Annotated in this window: 16 protein-coding genes; 8 read left to right on the top strand and 8 right to left on the bottom strand. The window is 69.5% G+C overall.

Annotation, left to right across the window (positions count from 1 at the left end):
* Nucleotides 1-73 precede the first annotated feature (73 nt).
* The gene (locus ACTMS0_RS27135) at nt 74-457 is read left to right on the top strand and encodes a VOC family protein (RefSeq protein WP_441158107.1); all 384 of its coding nucleotides are present in this window, start codon (nt 74-76) and stop codon (nt 455-457) included.
* Between the two features lie 346 nt (nt 458-803).
* Here ACTMS0_RS27135 and ACTMS0_RS27130 read toward each other — a convergent pair whose 3' ends face one another.
* Nucleotides 804-1,439, bottom strand: a complete 636-nt coding sequence (locus ACTMS0_RS27130; protein ID WP_441158106.1) for a TetR family transcriptional regulator — start codon at nt 1,437-1,439, stop codon at nt 804-806.
* A gap of 80 nt (nt 1,440-1,519) precedes the next feature.
* Between ACTMS0_RS27130 and ACTMS0_RS27125 the strand changes: the two genes are divergently transcribed.
* Nucleotides 1,520-2,458, top strand: a complete 939-nt coding sequence (locus tag ACTMS0_RS27125; protein WP_441158105.1) for an oxidoreductase — start codon at nt 1,520-1,522, stop codon at nt 2,456-2,458.
* A 492-nt stretch (nt 2,459-2,950) separates the two neighbouring features.
* Here the strand turns inward: ACTMS0_RS27125 and ACTMS0_RS27120 are convergent, their stop codons facing one another.
* The 3 genes from ACTMS0_RS27120 to ACTMS0_RS27110 all read right to left on the bottom strand — a co-directional run bounded on the left by ACTMS0_RS27120 (nt 2,951) and on the right by ACTMS0_RS27110 (nt 5,027).
* A complete protein-coding gene (locus tag ACTMS0_RS27120; RefSeq protein WP_441158104.1) occupies nt 2,951-3,631 on the bottom strand; it encodes a DUF1345 domain-containing protein in 681 nt (226 codons plus the stop codon).
* Between the two features lie 283 nt (nt 3,632-3,914).
* Nucleotides 3,915-4,508 (bottom strand): hypothetical protein, encoded by a 594-nt coding sequence (locus ACTMS0_RS27115; protein ID WP_441158103.1) that lies wholly within the window; start codon nt 4,506-4,508, stop codon nt 3,915-3,917.
* A gap of 159 nt (nt 4,509-4,667) precedes the next feature.
* Nucleotides 4,668-5,027 carry a winged helix-turn-helix transcriptional regulator gene (locus ACTMS0_RS27110; protein WP_441158102.1) on the bottom strand — a complete coding sequence of 120 codons (360 nt, stop codon included), beginning with the start codon at nt 5,025-5,027 and terminating at the stop codon, nt 4,668-4,670.
* Nucleotides 5,028-5,165: 138 nt separating this feature from the next.
* On the opposite strand from ACTMS0_RS27110, the gene ACTMS0_RS27105 reads away from it, so the two are divergent.
* The 6 genes from ACTMS0_RS27105 (at nt 5,166) to ACTMS0_RS27080 (ending at nt 10,542) form a co-directional block, all read left to right on the top strand.
* Nucleotides 5,166-6,035 (top strand): NAD(P)-dependent oxidoreductase, encoded by an 870-nt coding sequence (locus ACTMS0_RS27105; protein WP_441158101.1) that lies wholly within the window; start codon nt 5,166-5,168, stop codon nt 6,033-6,035.
* Nucleotides 6,032-6,943: an NAD(P)-dependent oxidoreductase gene (locus tag ACTMS0_RS27100; protein WP_441158100.1), complete on the top strand. Its 912-nt coding sequence runs from the start codon at nt 6,032-6,034 to the stop codon at nt 6,941-6,943. Before ACTMS0_RS27105 ends, ACTMS0_RS27100 begins: the two co-directional genes overlap by 4 nt.
* Nucleotides 6,944-7,568: 625 nt before the next feature.
* Nucleotides 7,569-8,576, top strand: a complete 1,008-nt coding sequence (locus ACTMS0_RS27095; protein WP_441158099.1) for a GlxA family transcriptional regulator — start codon at nt 7,569-7,571, stop codon at nt 8,574-8,576.
* Entirely contained in the window at nt 8,569-9,183 is a 615-nt protein-coding gene (locus ACTMS0_RS27090; RefSeq protein ID WP_441158098.1) for an HD domain-containing protein, read from the top strand. The genes ACTMS0_RS27095 and ACTMS0_RS27090 overlap by 8 nt, the downstream gene beginning before the upstream one ends.
* Nucleotides 9,180-10,043, top strand: coding sequence for an MBL fold metallo-hydrolase (locus ACTMS0_RS27085; protein WP_441158097.1), 864 nt, complete (start codon nt 9,180-9,182; stop codon nt 10,041-10,043). Before ACTMS0_RS27090 ends, ACTMS0_RS27085 begins: the two co-directional genes overlap by 4 nt.
* Nucleotide 10,044: 1 nt before the next feature.
* On the top strand, nt 10,045-10,542 hold the full coding sequence (locus ACTMS0_RS27080) for a ketopantoate reductase family protein (protein WP_441158096.1): 498 nt from the start codon (nt 10,045-10,047) through the stop codon (nt 10,540-10,542).
* A gap of 257 nt (nt 10,543-10,799) precedes the next feature.
* Here ACTMS0_RS27080 and ACTMS0_RS27075 read toward each other — a convergent pair whose 3' ends face one another.
* From ACTMS0_RS27075 to ACTMS0_RS27060, 4 genes are all read right to left on the bottom strand, one after another.
* Nucleotides 10,800-11,432: a potassium channel family protein gene (locus ACTMS0_RS27075; protein WP_441158095.1), complete on the bottom strand. Its 633-nt coding sequence runs from the start codon at nt 11,430-11,432 to the stop codon at nt 10,800-10,802.
* Nucleotides 11,433-11,460: 28 nt separating this feature from the next.
* The gene (locus tag ACTMS0_RS27070) at nt 11,461-12,741 is read right to left on the bottom strand and encodes a TrkH family potassium uptake protein (RefSeq protein ID WP_441158094.1); all 1,281 of its coding nucleotides are present in this window, start codon (nt 12,739-12,741) and stop codon (nt 11,461-11,463) included.
* Nucleotides 12,742-13,704: 963 nt separating this feature from the next.
* Complete coding sequence (locus ACTMS0_RS27065) at nt 13,705-13,905, bottom strand: cold-shock protein (RefSeq protein ID WP_441158093.1); 201 nt, start codon at nt 13,903-13,905, stop codon at nt 13,705-13,707.
* A gap of 217 nt (nt 13,906-14,122) precedes the next feature.
* Nucleotides 14,123-14,347, bottom strand: coding sequence for a hypothetical protein (locus ACTMS0_RS27060; protein WP_441158092.1), 225 nt, complete (start codon nt 14,345-14,347; stop codon nt 14,123-14,125).
* Between the last annotated feature and the right edge of the window lie 940 nt (nt 14,348-15,287).

Below are 15,287 nucleotides of genomic sequence, written 5' to 3'. Positions count from 1 at the left end.
GGCCGCTGACGGCGCGTCCCGGACGACCGGATTTGCCGATGACAGCGTGTCGTAGCTCGCGTACGTTGGCGCCGTGGCGACTTTTTGGACCTTGGGATGCGATGCCGGCGATCCCCAGCGGATCGCTGCTTTCTGGGCGCTGGCCCTCGGCTATGTCAAGGAGTCCGGTTTCGACGAGCCCGACAACGCGTCCATCGTCGACCCGGATGGCCGGGGCCCTGCCATTGGTTTCCTCAAGGTGCCCGAGGGCAAGTCCGCCAAGAACCGTATGCATATCGATATCCGGGTGGCCGGTCCAGGCCCCTGGGACATGGCCGAGCGCGCCCGACTGATCCGGCAGAAAGTGCCCGAGCTGGTTGCCGCCGGCGCGACGGTGGTCCGCGAGGAGTGGTACGGCGACGTCCTCGGGCACGTCGTCATGCATGACCCCGAGGGCAACGAGTTCTGCGTCGCTTGATGCCATGATCAATGCCGCATTCCGGCATCCGGATCTGCCGCAGGTCGGGCGTCCGGTACGTGACGGAGGAGCGGCAACGCCCGGCGCGCGGTCGTGCCGGGATGAGGATGCTCGGTGGGCGCATCCGCATGGCGCCGGTGGACGTGTCGGGACGGTCGGTAGCCAGGCGCCCGGTGAGGGCACCGAGCAAGCCACGCTCGTCGATGTGGACCTGGGTTCGTCGATTGCTCCTTCATGTAGGCCGTGGCAGCGCCAGATGTGGCCGGCGTCGAACGCGAGGACCTCGGATTCGAGGGCTGGGCTCTGGCGGGCTTGCCTTCGTGGCTGGCTGTCGGCGGGGGGCCGCTCAGCCGGCGCCGTGCGACGCGGTAGGCGCGTCGAGGGCCGGCGCCACGACGGCGAACGCCCGGTCGGTCAGCTCGGCCAGGTGCTGCTCGTCGTCGCCCGCCTGCCACTGCTGGAGCACCGTGTCGAATGCCAGCAGGGCCATCCCGGCGGCCATCCGCGGGTAGGGGTCGGTGTCCGGGTCGAGGCTGCGGCGGGCGGCTAGCTCGGCGGCCAGACCGGCGCGCCACTGGATCTGGCGCTCCAGCCAGCGGGCCTGCAGGGCAGGGGTGTCCAGGATCAGCCGGGCCACGACCCGGGCTCGCTCGGCGTGGTCGGGGTGGTCGGTGCAGGCGGCGAGTGGCACCCAGACGGCTTGGCGCAGCGCGACCGACGGTGGCTCGGTGCGTGGCCGTGCGGCGAGTTCGGCTGCGATGTCCGCGCCCATGTCGGCCAGGAACCGGACGACCACGTCCTCCTTGGACGCGAAGTAGCGGAAGAAGGTGCGCCGCGACATGCCGGCCGCCGCCACGATGTCGTCGACGGTCACCGCGTCGAAGCCCCGGGTGGCGAGCAGCATCAGGGCGGCGTCGCGCAGCTCGTCGGCGACGAGCTGGCGTTTGCGTTCGGCCATGCTGCTGTCCGCACGAGATCTCATTCGCCGATGCTACGTCATGTCTACGATGACATCTAACGCACATCTTGACACTCCGTGCCACCAATGGCACGGTGGGACGCATGACTGCTGATGGCTGGACCGAGGAATGGATCCCTGATCTGAGCGGCCGCACTTTCGTCGTCACCGGAGCCACGAGCGGACTCGGCCTGGTCACCACCCGGGCGCTCGCCGCCCGCGGCGCGCGTGTCGTGCTAGCCGTCCGCGACGAGGAGAAGGGCCGCCGTGCGGCTGCCGGCATCGCCGCCGCCCGGCCCGGCGCCGATTTGGAGGTACGGCGGGTCGACCTGGCCGACCTCGACTCGGTGCGGGAGTTCGCTGACCGGATGCATGCCGAGCATCGCCGGGTGGACGTACTGATCAACAACGCTGGGGTGATGGCCCCGCCGCGCACCCTCAGCCCTCAGGGGCACGAGGTGCAGTTCGCCACCAACCACCTCGGACACTTCGCTCTCACCGGGCTCCTGCTCGAGCTGTTGCTGGCGGGCCGTGACCCGCGGGTGGTCACGGTCACCTCGGTCAACCACCGGCAGGCGAAGCTGCCCTTCGCCGACCCGACCGGCGAGCGGGGCTACTCCCCGATGGGCTTCTACAACACATCCAAGCTGGCCAACGCGATCTTCGGTTGTGAGCTGCACCGCCGGCTCAGCGCCGCGGCCAGCCCGCTACGTAGCATTCTCGCCCACCCTGGCTACACCGCCACGAATCTGCAGACTAGCGCCACCACCCCGATCTGGCGGGTACTGCTGGGCCGGATCGGCAACCCGCTGCTCGCCCAGCCGGTCGACCGCGGCGCCTGGCCGCAGCTGTTCGCCGCCACCGACCCCACGGCGCGGCCGGGCCAGCTCGTCGCCCCTGGCGGGCCGGCCGAGCTGCGCGGCCACCCCGCGCTGGGGAAACTGTCCGCGGCCGCGACCGACCCGGACCACGGCCGCCGCCTGTGGGAGCTGTCCGAACAGGCCACCGGCGTACGGTTCAGCTCGCTGCGATCATTTAGCTGACCGGCCACACGTCTCTCTACACGACCCGTCGCCTACCTTGGGCCGCCGGCCACCGGTGCCGCCTCGCTCCACTACTCCGGCCGGATCGGGGCGGCAGATGGGCCCACCCGCGATTCAGGGAAGCCCCGGCCACGGTGCGGTTCCCGGGCACGGAAGCAGGAGAGGCGGTCCACTGCGTAAGCAACTCGGAGTTCCCGTGGACCGTCCTGACCGCCACCGTTCTGCTCCTGCTGTCGCGAATCGGCAGCGGCTTCGACCATCCAGTGGAGATCGTTGTGGGATCGCTCGCCGCCGACGGCTCAACGAAACGTGCTTCGCTCGCGGCTTCTGACGTACCACTCTTAACCGGCGCTGCTCAGCGCAAGCCAGCCACCCGCTCGGCGGCAAATCCGTGCACCTGATCTTATTGTCGTGTGTCTGGGTCAGCATGCCCCAAGCCACCCAAGCGGCGAGCTCCGCGCGTGCCATTAACCGGTCGGTAGTCCGACATCGTCAGCGGGCCAGGTCGGCGATGAGGTTGACGGAGCCCGCCACGATCACCACACCGAATACGTACGACAGGACGGCATGGGACAGCACGCTGCCCCGGATCCGCGGATCGCTGATGGCCGTGTCCGATACTTGGTAAGTCATGCCGATCGTGAAGGCGACGTAGGCCAAGTCGCGGTAGGTGGGCGCCTGCACAGGCTGGCCGTCGAAGCCGATCCCCCCGGTCGTTGATCGGAATTGCAGGTCGGCGTAGCGCAGGGTGAAGACCGTGTTGACAACGGTCCACGACAGCAGGACGGTCAGTAGTGCGACGCCGACGAGCAGCATCCGCATTGAGCCGCTCTGCCGGCCGGCGAGGCTGAGAGCAAGGCCGACACCCAGCAGGCTGGTGACGCCCGCTCCTACCAGCAGCACTGCGGCGGTTACCCGCGTCTCGTCCTCACGCATGGCGAGCATCTCGGTGCGGGAGCTGTCCGCTCGGATTATGACCGGCCAGATAGTGAGGAGGAAGGCGAGCGCGGCGGCGTCCCAGCCCCCGACCGCGGCCAACTCCCACGTCATGAACGGCAGGAGCGCGAGAGCGACAATGAGCCCGATGGAGGCGACGATGACGGCTCGCCGCAGGGCAGGGGCGTGCCAGCCCAGGCATCGGTGATACAACGTCTCCGGGGGCATGCCGGTCATCGTCCGAGTGTCTCCCATCGCATCGCATGGCGTGCTCATAGCCGCGCACAGCGCGCCCGTTGGTCACCTGAATGGCCCACCGATTAGCAATCGGCATGCCTCTGTGCCCGTCGAGCAGTGCGACTCGACTGCATCCGAGCGAGTGGAACGTCTGCAACTGCCGCTGATCGTTCGATCGCCTGGCAGCTGCCGCCGGATCGCGGGTCAATCTGCGAGCCGTGCTAGAGGCCTAGCGGCGCAGTCTCCACGTAGAACTTGGCACCCTCGACTGGATGCCGCGATGCTAGGTAGTCGTCGGCGGCCTGCTGGGTGAGGAACGCGCCGACCGGTGCAACGGTGCCACTCTGACCAGGCCAACTGATCCTGACCATGACGACGTGCAGGTAGGCGTGACCTCCTCCAGGGAGGCGAGGCGGTGACTCAGGCCGCCGTCGGCTCCATCCAATGGCCGCTGCACCACCGGCTTTCGGCCTCGGTCGAGCCAGACGAAACGGCTGATGTCGCCGGGGTCGTCATCCTCGTGCCACCCGACAGCCATCGCCACGACCCAGTCCAGCGAGTCCGCCGTTTCCAGCGCGAACACCCGGTCATCCATGCCCAGCAAGCCACCTGGCATCTGCTGCTCGATGCGTTCCTGCTCCTCGCTGCTGGGACAGCGGATCACCAACCCGTCGTAGATCCAGCGGACCTTCTGCGCTGACACGGGCTTGAAAAGCACGTCGATGCGGGTTGGGTGGTTAGCCGATCGCGGCGTGCGCAGCAGGAGTTGGCCATGGCTGACCGTCTGCGCCCACAGCTGGAACCTGCGGTGTGACCGGAACACCTCACGGCCGGGAGCGAAGCGATCCGCCGTATTCAGCCAGTCGTGGGTATGCACACGCGAGATCCTGACACGGGCGGCGCCCGCGGACGTCAAGCCGGCGACAACATCCGCTATTGCCGCCGTCCGTGTGCGCTGGGGCTGAGGCGCGCCGGAGCGGCGGCCCGCCGGGCTGCCTTCGCATTGTGGCTGCCGGGTGACCCTGTGGCGGGGTCGTCAGGCGACGGCGAGGGAGCCGTCGGCGGTGAGGCGCTCGGCGCGGGCCGTCCCCCAGGCGCCCAGCGGCGCGAGGGCGGCGTTGAGTGAACGGCCGTCCTCGGTGAGCGAGTACTCCACCTTCGGCGGCACCTCGCCGTACACCTGGCGGTGGATCAGCCCGTCCTGCTCCATTTCCCGAAGGTGCTGGATGAGCATCTTCTCGCTGACTCCGGGCAGGCCGCGCTTGAGCTCGCCGAACCGGCGCACGCCGTAGGTGTCGAGCTCCCACAGGATCAGCGACTTCCACTTGCCGGACACGACGTCCATGGCAGCGTCGATGCCGCAGATGTACGGGCCGCGTCGCGCGCTCGAGGTCATTCCCGCTCCCATGCTTACCAAAAGGTAAGTATTGAACAAAATAGTGAGTACTTGTCAGCACGATGGTACGCGCGAAGCATGGTCATCGGCGCGCCGCTCGATCCGGAATCCACGACCGCAAGCGAGAAGGACAACCCGATGACCACCAGCACCACGTTTCTCGGACTGGGAGCGATGGGTAGCGCGCTCGCCGCGGCGGCCCTCGCCGCCGGTCGGCACACCGTCGTGTGGAACCGAAGTACCGCACCCGCACAGGCGCTCGGCGCGCGCGGCGCCGTCGTCGCCGACACCGCCACGCAGGCCGTCTCCGGTGACGGCGTGATCGTCGTGTGCCTCCTCGACTACCGCTCGGTGCACGAGGTTCTCGACCCGCTCGCCGCCGGCCTCGCCGGACGCACCGTGATCAACCTGACGACCACGACTCCCGAGGAGTCCCGCGAGCTGGCCCGGTGGGCGGCCGAGCACGGCGTCACCTACCTGGGCGGCGCCATCATGGCGGTCCCGGAGATGATCGGGACGCCGGGCGCGGAGATCCTCTACAGCGGTGCGGGCGTCGCCTTCGAGGCGCACCGCCCGCTGCTGGACCTGTGGGGTGCGAGCGGGTACTTCGGACCGGATCCCGGCATGGCCTCGCTCTACGACATGGCCATGCTCGCCGGCATGTACACGCTGTTCGCCGGGTTCCTGCACGGCGCGGCGATGGTCGGCGCGGCCGGTGTGTCAGCGACCGACTTCGCCGAGCGGCAGGTGCCGTTCCTGGCCGCGATGACCGGTCAGCTCGCCGGCTACGCCGCGACCGTCGACGCCAAGGACTACACCGGCGGGGGTCAGCAGAGCCTCCGGTTCACCGAGACGGCGCTCGCCGCGCTCCTGCGCGCCGGCACCGAGCACGGTGTCGACCTCGAGGTACTCCGTCCGGTCCACGCCATCGTCCGCCGCCAGATCGCCGCCGGGTTTGGCGAGCACGGCACCGCCCGCATGTTCGAGTCCATGAGGAGCACCCGGTGAACACCAGCACGCCCGCCCCGGCCTCGGTCACCGTCATCGGCCTCGGCCCGATGGGCCGCGCCACCGCGGCCGCGCTGATGCGGGCCGGGCACCGGATCACCGTCTGGAACCGCACGGCGAGCCGCGCCGACGGCCTCGTCGCCGACGGCGCCACGCTCGCACCCACGCCGGCCGCCGCGGTCGAGGCCGCCGACCTGGTCCTGCTCAGCCTCACCGACTACGGCGCGATGTACGACATTCTCGGCCCGGTCGTGGCGAACCCCCGCCACGCCGGTGCGCTGGCCGGCAAGGTCCTCGTCAACCTCAGCTCCGACACTCCCGATGAGTCCCGCAAGGCTGCCGCCTGGGCCCGCGACCTTGGTGCGGACTTCCTGACGGGTGGGATCATGGTGCCCGCGCCTGCCGTCGGCCAGCCGGGCGCGTATGCGTTCTACAGCGGTCCCAAAGACCTGTTCCACGCCCACGAGCCGGTGCTGCGGCTGATCGGCGAGACGAAGTACCTCGGCGCCGACCCGGGTCTCGCACAGCTGCTGTATCAGGCGCATCTGGATGTCTTTCTCACCGCCCTCGCGAGCCTGCTGCACGCCACGGCACTCGTCACCGCGGCCGGCGTGCCGGCGGCCGAGTTCCTGCCCGACGCGATGCAGACCCTCACCGACATCCCGGCGATGGTCGGCAGCGGGCAGGCGCTGGCCGCCGAACTGGCGGCGGGGGAGCATCCCGGTGAGCTCAGCACGGCCCTGATGATGCGCGCCACGGCCGACCACATCACGCGGACCAGCGCGGCGAGCGGCGTCGACGTCGAGCTGCCGAACGCGGTCAAGTCGTACTACGACCGGGCGATCGCGGCAGGCCTCGGCACCCGGAACTGGACGGCGCTGTACGAGGTGATCAAAGCCCAGCACTGATCCGGCTGTGGCGGGCTCGGCGAAGGCCGCAAACCGGGCGCCGCCGTGCAACGGGTGCCGTTGGGGCGAGTGCGACGCCGCCCGCCCCGCGTTGCTGCTTCGGTCGTCCGCCGCTGGATTCCGGTCGCGAAAGCGGTCGACGCCGCTGTACGGTCGCGACGGCTCACTTGGCCGACGTCTCGTCCGAGTGAGGTGGCCATCCTCATCTCGCTCCCCTCTGTGTCAAGGGCCGTCGCCACCGGACGTCACCGCCTCAGCGAAGACGTCGAACGTGGCCAGGTCGAGTGGAGCCTCGGCACGGGTGTCCGGGAGACGAGTGGCCTAGTCCTCCGCCACCGTGTCGTAGGCACGTTGCACGCTGCGGAAGTCGAGCGGATCTGACGGCGAGTTACACACAAGCCGCATCATTCCATCGCTGACGCAGATCGTGCGGCACGGCCAAGATCGCATGGACGGATCTGCGGAGATGAAGGCGCCGCCGGTTGGGTTGCCGGAGGCGTCGCGCTGCGTGTCGAGGCGGCTCGTGGCCGAATGTGCAGGAGATGCGTCCTTGTGCCATGTCCGCCGCCGCTGCGAGGGTGTGCGGGTGCCTTCTTCAGTGCGTTGGTCGTCTGGTCCCCGGATCGTGGTGGTTCCCGTCTACGACGGTGTGGATCTGCTCGACGTCGCTGGACCGGTCGAGGTGTTCACGGTGGCTGACCGCCTCGTCGGGGGTGGGCGGTACGAGGTGGTGCTTGCCGCTGCGGTGCCGGGGCGGGTGCGGACGTTCGGTGGTGTGCTGCTGGTCGCCGACCGGTCGCTGGCCGACCTGCCGTCGCAGGTCGACACGTTGCTCGTGCCAGGTGGTGCCGAGATAGCGGCGGCCGGGCGGGTCGTGCCCGTTGTCGATGCGGCTGTGGTCGCGGCGATCCGGAGTCTTGCAGCGGGTGCCCGCCGGGTGGCCTCGGTTTGTACCGGTGCGCACATCCTGGCCGCTGCCGGTGTCCTGGACGGCCGCCGGGCCACGACGCATTGGGCGACGGCGGCACGGCTGCAGGCGGACCACCCTGCGGTGGCGGTTGACGCTGATCCGGTGTTCGTGCGCGACGGCGAGGTGTGGACCTCGGCGGGGCTCAGCTCGGGGGTCGACCTGGCGCTGGCGCTGGTCGCCGAGGACTGCGGTGACGACGTGGCCCGTGCGGTCGCCCGCTGGCTGGTGGTCTATTTACGCCGCCCGGGTGGCCAGTCGCAGTACAGCGCCGTGCTGGCCCGGGAGACGGCGGCGCCGGGCCCGGTGCGCGATTTGCAGCGGTGGATCGTCGAGCACCTCGCCGAGGACCTGTCCGTCCCGGCGCTGGCGGCCCGGCTGTCGATGAGCGTGCGCCACTTCAGCCGCGTGTTCGTCCGGGAGACCGGCTGCACGCCGGCGGAGTACGTCGCCGAGGTCCGGTGGGAGGCCGCCCGCCGGCACCTGGAGCAGGGCGAGCAGCCGCTGCCCGTGGTCGCCCGCGTGTGCGGTTACGGCTCGGTGGACTCGCTGCAACGTGCCTTCCGCGCCCGCGGCACCACACCGGCGCGGCACCGGGCCCAGTTCGCCACGACCGACCCGTCAACCAGGTCCACCGCGCCAGCCGAGGAACTTACGCATGCCTGAGCACCGTCATCACCGTCACGTCGACCCCCCGGACTCCGCACTGTGCCGGTCCGCGGCAGAGCTGCTGCACCGTTCGGCACCGGCACCGCTGGTGGCGCACTGCTACCGCAGCTACGCGCTCGGCGCGGCGCTGGTCGCCGACCGCGGCGAGGCCTACGACGCCGAGGTCCTGTTCGTCGCGGCGGCGCTGCACGATCTCGGGCTCACCACGGCGTACGCCCACGTCGACGCGCCGGGCTTCGAGCACGTCGGTGCCGCCATCGCGGCGGAGCTCGTCCGCGAGCACCGGGCTGGCGAGGAGCGGGCGGCACTCGCCCGCGACGCCGTGTCGCTGCACCTTGAGCTGATGACCGCCCAGGACCCGCGGCCCGAGGTCGCCGCGCTGCACCTCGGCGCCGCCGCCGACGTGCTGGGCATCGGGCTCGACCGCCTGCCCGACGGTCTGCTCGACGATGCCCTGCACCGCTGGCCCCGCGCTGGGTTCCCTGCCTGGCTGTCCGAGGCGATGCAGACCGAGGCGCAGCGGCGGCCAGCCTCCACCGCCGGTCGCTACGTGCGCGAGCTGGGCTTCCTGCACCTGCTCGCCGCCGCCGAGTTGCCGGCATGACCGCCACCCCGCCGCCGTTCGCGACGGCTACCTACCTGGGTGCGGCGACGGTCCTGCTGCGCATCGGCGAACTCGTCCTGTTGACCGATCCCGCGCTCGACCCGCCCGAGGCTCCGCAGGTGTTCCGGGTGCCCCGTACCCCGGTGCGGATCCCGCTGCGGCGCACCCGGCCCGCGTGCCTGCCGCCCGAGGGCCTACCGCCCGTCGACGTGGTGCTACTCAGCCACGATCAGCACGCCGACAACTTCGACACCGCCGGCCGCGCCGCGGCCGCCGGCGCCGACCTCGTGCTGACCACCGCCGCCGGGGCGCGCCGGCTGCGCGGCAACGCACATCCGCTCACGCCGTGGCAGAGCGTCGTGGTGGAGCGAGGATCGACCCGGGCCCGGATCACCGCGACGCCCGCCCGGCACGGCCCACGGGGGATGGAGGCAGTGGTCGGCGACGTCATCGGGTTCGTCGTCGAAGTCGACGGCCTCGAACGCGCGCTCTACATCTCCGGCGACACCGTGCTGCACGACGCGCTCGCCGAGATCGGCCAGCGTTTCACGGTCGGCCCGGCACTAATGCACCTCGGTCGGGCGCGCTTCCCGGCCACCGGCTCCACCACGTACTCCCTAAGCGCGGACGACGCCGCCACGCTCGCCCGGCTCCTCAACGCCACCACTGTGCTGCCCGTGCACTACGACGACTGGGCGCACTTCACCCAGACCCGCGACGAGGCAGTCGCGGCGTTCCGCGCCGCGGGTACCACGACGCAGTGGATGGTGCCCGGTGAGCCAGTGGACCTGCTCACCGCTGGCCTGCTCAACCCCCGGGCGGACGCGCCCGCTTCACCACCGTCGATCGAGAGGAGCTGACGTGTTGGCAGTACTCGGCGCCGGCGCGGTCGGTGGCCTGCTCGCCGCGCTCGTACACCGCGCCGGCGGCGACGTCGTACTGGTCGGCCGCCCCGCGATGGTGGCGGAGATCGCCGCCCGCGGCATCCGCGTCACCAGCCCGACCCTCGGCCAGTGGACCGCGCTCGTGCCGGCGAGCACGCAGCTACCGGCAGGGGCCGACGTCGTGCTCACAGTGAAGGCCCATGCGCTGCCCGCCGTGCTACCCGCGCTGTCCGCCGCCAGCCCGGCCCACGCGATGAGCGTGCTCAACGGCGTCGGCCACGCTGACCTCCTACGTACAACACTTCCGACATCGGCTGTCGCGGGTGCGTCGATCACCGTCGAGGTCACCCGCCGACGTCCCGCCGAGGTGGAGCACCGCAGCCGCTTCATCCGCTTGGCCGTGCCGGCCACGGCCGCCGACTGGACGACGGTCGAGGATTTGCGCGCGGCGGCCCCCCCCGGCCCAACGCAGTGACGAGTCCCGTCCGACCGCTCAAGATCCGGCCGGTGCGGTCGCCGAGACGCGGCGGGCTCAGCTGCGGTTGCCTAGCGCACGAAGGGCCCCCGGCACGCCTCGGAAACGGTCAGCGGCACCGCGGCCAGGTTCGCCGCCCCAGCGACGGTGCACCAGCCGCACACCCCGGCGATGGTTGCCGATCTGCGCCAAGCGGCTGGAGCTGGGTGGTGGAGCCGCCACGGCAGTGTCGCTGGCCAGCTCAGCTGCGGTGGCGGTCATGTGAGGTTCGCGAAGGCTTCGACCTGACGGGTCTTGCCGGCGACGATGAGGATGTCGCCGGGGTAGATGGTGGTGTCGGCGGTGGCGTAGGTGAAGTCCTCGCCGGGGCGTTTGATGGAGACCACCGTGACGCCGTACTTGGCGCGTAGCGCCGAGTCGGCGAGGGTCTTGTCGAAGGCTTCCTCGGGGGCGCGGGTCTTGACCAGGGCGTAGCCTTCCTCGAACTCGATGAAGTTGAGGATCTGGCCGGTGACGAGGTGGGCGACGCGTTCGCCCATTTCGTGTTCGGGCAGCACGACGTGATGCGCGCCGACGCGCTCCAGGATGCGGGCGTGCCGCCGGTTGACGGCTTTGGCCCAGATGTTGGGCACGCCCAGATCGGCTAGCAGGCCGGTGGTGAGGATGCTGGCCTCGATGTCGGTGCCGATGCCCACCACAGTGTGCGCCACGTCGTGCACCCCGAGCTGACGCAGCGCAATCTCGTCGGTGGTGTTGGCGGTCGCGGTGTGGGTGAGCTGGTCGGCGTAGGTCTGGACGACCTGGGGATCGGAGTCGATGCCGACGACTTCCCAGTCCTGACGCATCAGCTCTAGGGCCAGGGAGCCGCCGAAGCGGCCCAGGCCGAGCACGGCGATGCGGTTGCCGGTGGCGGGTTTCCTAGCCAACGATGGGTCGCTCCTCGGGTAGTTCGTAGCGGCGGGTCCGCTCCCGCAGGGCCAAGGCGGTGGCGGCGGTGATGGGGCCGAGCCGGCCGACGAACATCAGCAGGATCAGGATGACATGCCCGGCGGCGCCGACCTGCGCGGTGATGCCGGTGGACAGGCCGACGGTGGCGAACGCCGACGTGACTTCGAACAGCACCTGGTCCAGCCGGAACGGGGTCAACGCCAGCAGGGCGACGGTGGAGGCGGCGACGGCGGCGACGCTGAGCAGCGCGATGGTCAGCGCCTGCCGCTGTACGCCGGCGGGCAGCCGGCGGCCGAGGGCGTGCACGCTGGGCTCACCGCGGATCTCGGCGAGGATAACGAAGCCGAGCAACGCGAACGTGGTGACCTTGATACCGCCGGCGGTACCGGCACTGCCGCCGCCGATGAACATCAACACGTCGTTGACCAGCAGGGTGACGTCGTTGAACTCGGCTACGTCCAGGCTGTTGAACCCCGCGGTGCGGGGCATCACCGCCGCGACGAACCCGGCCAGCACCTTGCCGCCCAGCCCCAGACCGCCGAGGGTGCCGGGGTTGGACCACTCGGACACGCTGATCGCCACCCAGCCGCCCGCGAGCAACACGACAGTCATCCCCACCGTGATCTTGGTGTGGATCGACCAGCGGCGCGGGGTGCGCAACTCGCGGCGCAGCTCGAACAACACCGGGAAACCGACCCCACCGATGATCACCGCGGCGGCGATGGGCAGACACACGAGAGGGTCGTTGACGAACTGCATGAGGCTGTCGGCGTACAAGCCGAAACCGGCGTTGTTGAACGCCGAGATCGCATGGAACACCCCCAGGTACACCGCGCGGCCCCCGGTGTGGCCGTAGCCGTCAGCGAACCGCCACGCCAACAACGTTGCCACCACGATCTCGACGACGAGGCTGACCCGCACGACACCCAGCACCACGCGTCGGACCTCACCCACCCCGATCGCCTTCGTCTCCGCCTGCGTACCGAGTTGCAGACGCACCCGCAGCCGCCGCGCCACCAGCAGACCGAGCAGAGACGCCAACGTCATGATCCCGAACCCGCCGATCTGGATCAGCCCGAGGATCACCGCCTCACCGAACCCCGACCAGAACGTGCCGGTGTCCTCGATCACCAGGCCGGTTACGCACACCGCCGACGTGGCGGTGAACACTGCCGTCACCAGCGGGGCGCTGCGGCCGCTCTCGGTGGCCAACGGCAGCGACAACAGCGCCGAACCGGCCAACACGGCCACGGCAAAACCCAACACCACCAACCGAGCCGGATGACGTACCGCCCCGGACAGCCGCGCCACCGCCCCCGGTGGAACCCGCACCCGACGCATCCCGGTCCACCCGAGGGCCGCCCACCGTCGGGTAACGCTGCGCAGAGCACGCACCCACACACGCCAGCGGCGAGCCCCCTGCACGGAATCAGAGCCGGTCAACGGAGCCCACGCCAACAGCGCCGCACCCAGCACCGCCGCTGCAAACAGCGCCACTACCGCCAGCATCCCCAGCAGTAGCTGCGCCCGGGTCGACTCCATCAGCTCATGATCCCCGTCGTGGCAGCACTGCTGTCACGGACCCCGGACACACTCGGATGTCGCCCGCCGCACCGCCCGATACACCGCCGACCGCGCCACGCCGAACAACTCCGCCAGCTCAACGCCAATGTGCTCACGTTCCTCGACGCGCACCTGGCCGTCACCGCAGCCGGCTATGTCGCAGTCGACCTACCACGGATGCTTCCTTTACGACTTCACCCTGTCAGATGCGGCTGATCGACCCGGACGAGTACCGACCCGGACCTCGACACCGACCGTCTCCCCGATCCCGCTGATACGTGGCCATCCGTCGATGCGGGCCGCCATGTCGATGCTGAGCAGGTCTGCTGGCAACCAACGTTCCGCACCCACGAATCACCGATCTGATCTTCTGGCCGCCGCCGGACCTGGTCGACGCGTCACCCGCAGCCATCGTCGACGCGGCATTGACCTACCGACCCATTGAGCTATGACAACCCGCCGGGAGGCACACTCATGCCGCCGAGGAGGCGTTCACGTCCCACCCAGCTCTGCAGGCCGGGCAGGAGGATCGGGGAGCGGGACGGGAGCAGGCCACGGGACATCGCAAAAACGAACCTGAACAAATGATGATAGATGAAACGCCGAACGACGGCCCGCTGAACCAGTCAGGCCGCCGCGGCAAAGCGTGGATCAGAGCGAGCGGATATCCGACGCCTGCGGGCCCTTCGGGCCCTGGGTGATGTCGAACTCCACCCGCTGGTCTGCGAGGCTGCGGAAGCCGCTCGCGGAGATCGCCGAGAAATGGGCGAAAACGTCGGCGCCGCCGCCGTCCTGGCTGATGAAGCCGAAGCCCTTGTCACCGTTGAACCACTTCACGGTACCTGTAGCCATGTCTGCTCCTTCGCAGGCTGTTGGAGACCGCACTGTGCGGACTCCCGCGCCACCGCGTTGATCACCCGCGCCGGAAACGACACGAAACAAAAAAGCACCTGGATGGGTTTTGGTTAACCCATCAGGCGCCGAAACGTCTACGGAAATCAAAACTGCAACCGGGCAACCATAACACAGAATCCGGCGCTCGCCGCCAGCCCCATGCGCGCGGCCTCCGTCACAGCACTGCACCGCGAGGCGCAACTTCGATCGCTGCGACGCCTCGGCCGTAGAGTACGACGAGCCGATCACCGTGTTTAGTGCGCAGCACTCCCGATTCCTGCGCCAGTGTCGAGATCACGTGTTCCACAAGCTCGTCCTCGTCGGAGACGTCCGGTTTGTCGTACGTGACGTCCATGCGGTCGCCGCCGATGAGCCGGACGCGTAGCACCATAGTTGCCATGTCGTAGAAGCTAGTCGAGTGGGGATGCCAGGTGCAGTGGCGCTGTCGCGGGCTCCTCGGTCGACTCGCGCAGCCAGATGTACCGACCTGCAACCGCTGCTGTAGGTCGCAGGTCGCCGACACAGGCGAGGCTCGGACGATGACCACACCCGGGCGGACGTGACAGTGACACGAGACGAGGCCGTGTCGGTCCTCGCCGAGAGGGAGCCACATTCATCGCTGGAGTCAGCTCCCTGAGCTGGCAGCGGCACCGCTGCGTGTAGTACGCGTAGAGTGGGTCATGGATCAGTTCGTCAACATCGTTGGCGGGCCAGCGCCTACCGGGCGTACTGCCCAGGTCTCGGCAGTGTCCACAGGACAACTTCGAGGTTTGAGGGCGGAGCGTTGGCAGACCATCCGATCGCCACCGACACTTCAGTGTGCTGACGGACAACGCCGCGTCCGTTACCGGCGACGACCAGCGACGCCGTGAGGCAAACCATCATGATCGGAGGCATGGCTGGCGTCCAGTGGCCGGTCATCCCCTTCAGGCGGCCCTTCGGGAAACGTCTGCCCCAGGCACAACGACGCGTTGGCGTCCCGTCAGCGATCATGCCCGGGTCATCAGCCGCTACCTTGCCGGCAACAATCAGCCAATCCCGCCCAGTGCGGTACGACGAGGCCGTTGCGGCACGGCTGCGGCAGGTGGGCGCCAATCTGGCTGGCCTGACCGAGCAACACCGACACCCCAGGAGAAGGACATGACTTTCGTGTTAGCCCCGCCCACGGTCTCTCCGTCACCATTGCGCGAGCCCGCCAAGACCCTCCGCGAAAGAGGGGCAGACAGTTTTCACGCCGCGCTCGCCGCCGTCTTGGCCACCGGGCTGGAGAATGCTCTTGAAGCGGGTGACCACCCGAGAGCGATCAGCTTCATCAACCGCGGCTTCGCAGAAGGAAGTCC

This window comes from Micromonospora sp. H33 (assembly GCF_052068455.1).
Classification (GTDB): domain Bacteria; phylum Actinomycetota; class Actinomycetes; order Mycobacteriales; family Micromonosporaceae; genus Micromonospora.
This window is presented reverse-complemented; position numbering and strand designations above follow the sequence as displayed.

Excerpts from the sequence above, each read along its gene's own strand:
- ACTMS0_RS27085 (WP_441158097.1), top strand. The coding sequence starts at position 9,180 with ATGACCGCCACCCCGCCGCCGTTCGCGACGGCTACCTACCTGGGTGCG.
- ACTMS0_RS27110 (WP_441158102.1), bottom strand. The coding sequence starts at position 5,027 with ATGACCTCGAGCGCGCGACGCGGCCCGTACATCTGCGGCATCGACGCT.
- ACTMS0_RS27060 (WP_441158092.1), bottom strand. The coding sequence starts at position 14,347 with ATGGCAACTATGGTGCTACGCGTCCGGCTCATCGGCGGCGACCGCATG.
- ACTMS0_RS27130 (WP_441158106.1), bottom strand. The coding sequence starts at position 1,439 with ATGAGATCTCGTGCGGACAGCAGCATGGCCGAACGCAAACGCCAGCTC.
- ACTMS0_RS27125 (WP_441158105.1), top strand. The coding sequence starts at position 1,520 with ATGACTGCTGATGGCTGGACCGAGGAATGGATCCCTGATCTGAGCGGC.
- ACTMS0_RS27105 (WP_441158101.1), top strand. The coding sequence starts at position 5,166 with ATGACCACCAGCACCACGTTTCTCGGACTGGGAGCGATGGGTAGCGCG.
- ACTMS0_RS27065 (WP_441158093.1), bottom strand. The coding sequence starts at position 13,905 with ATGGCTACAGGTACCGTGAAGTGGTTCAACGGTGACAAGGGCTTCGGC.
- ACTMS0_RS27090 (WP_441158098.1), top strand. The coding sequence starts at position 8,569 with ATGCCTGAGCACCGTCATCACCGTCACGTCGACCCCCCGGACTCCGCA.
- ACTMS0_RS27120 (WP_441158104.1), bottom strand. The coding sequence starts at position 3,631 with ATGACCGGCATGCCCCCGGAGACGTTGTATCACCGATGCCTGGGCTGG.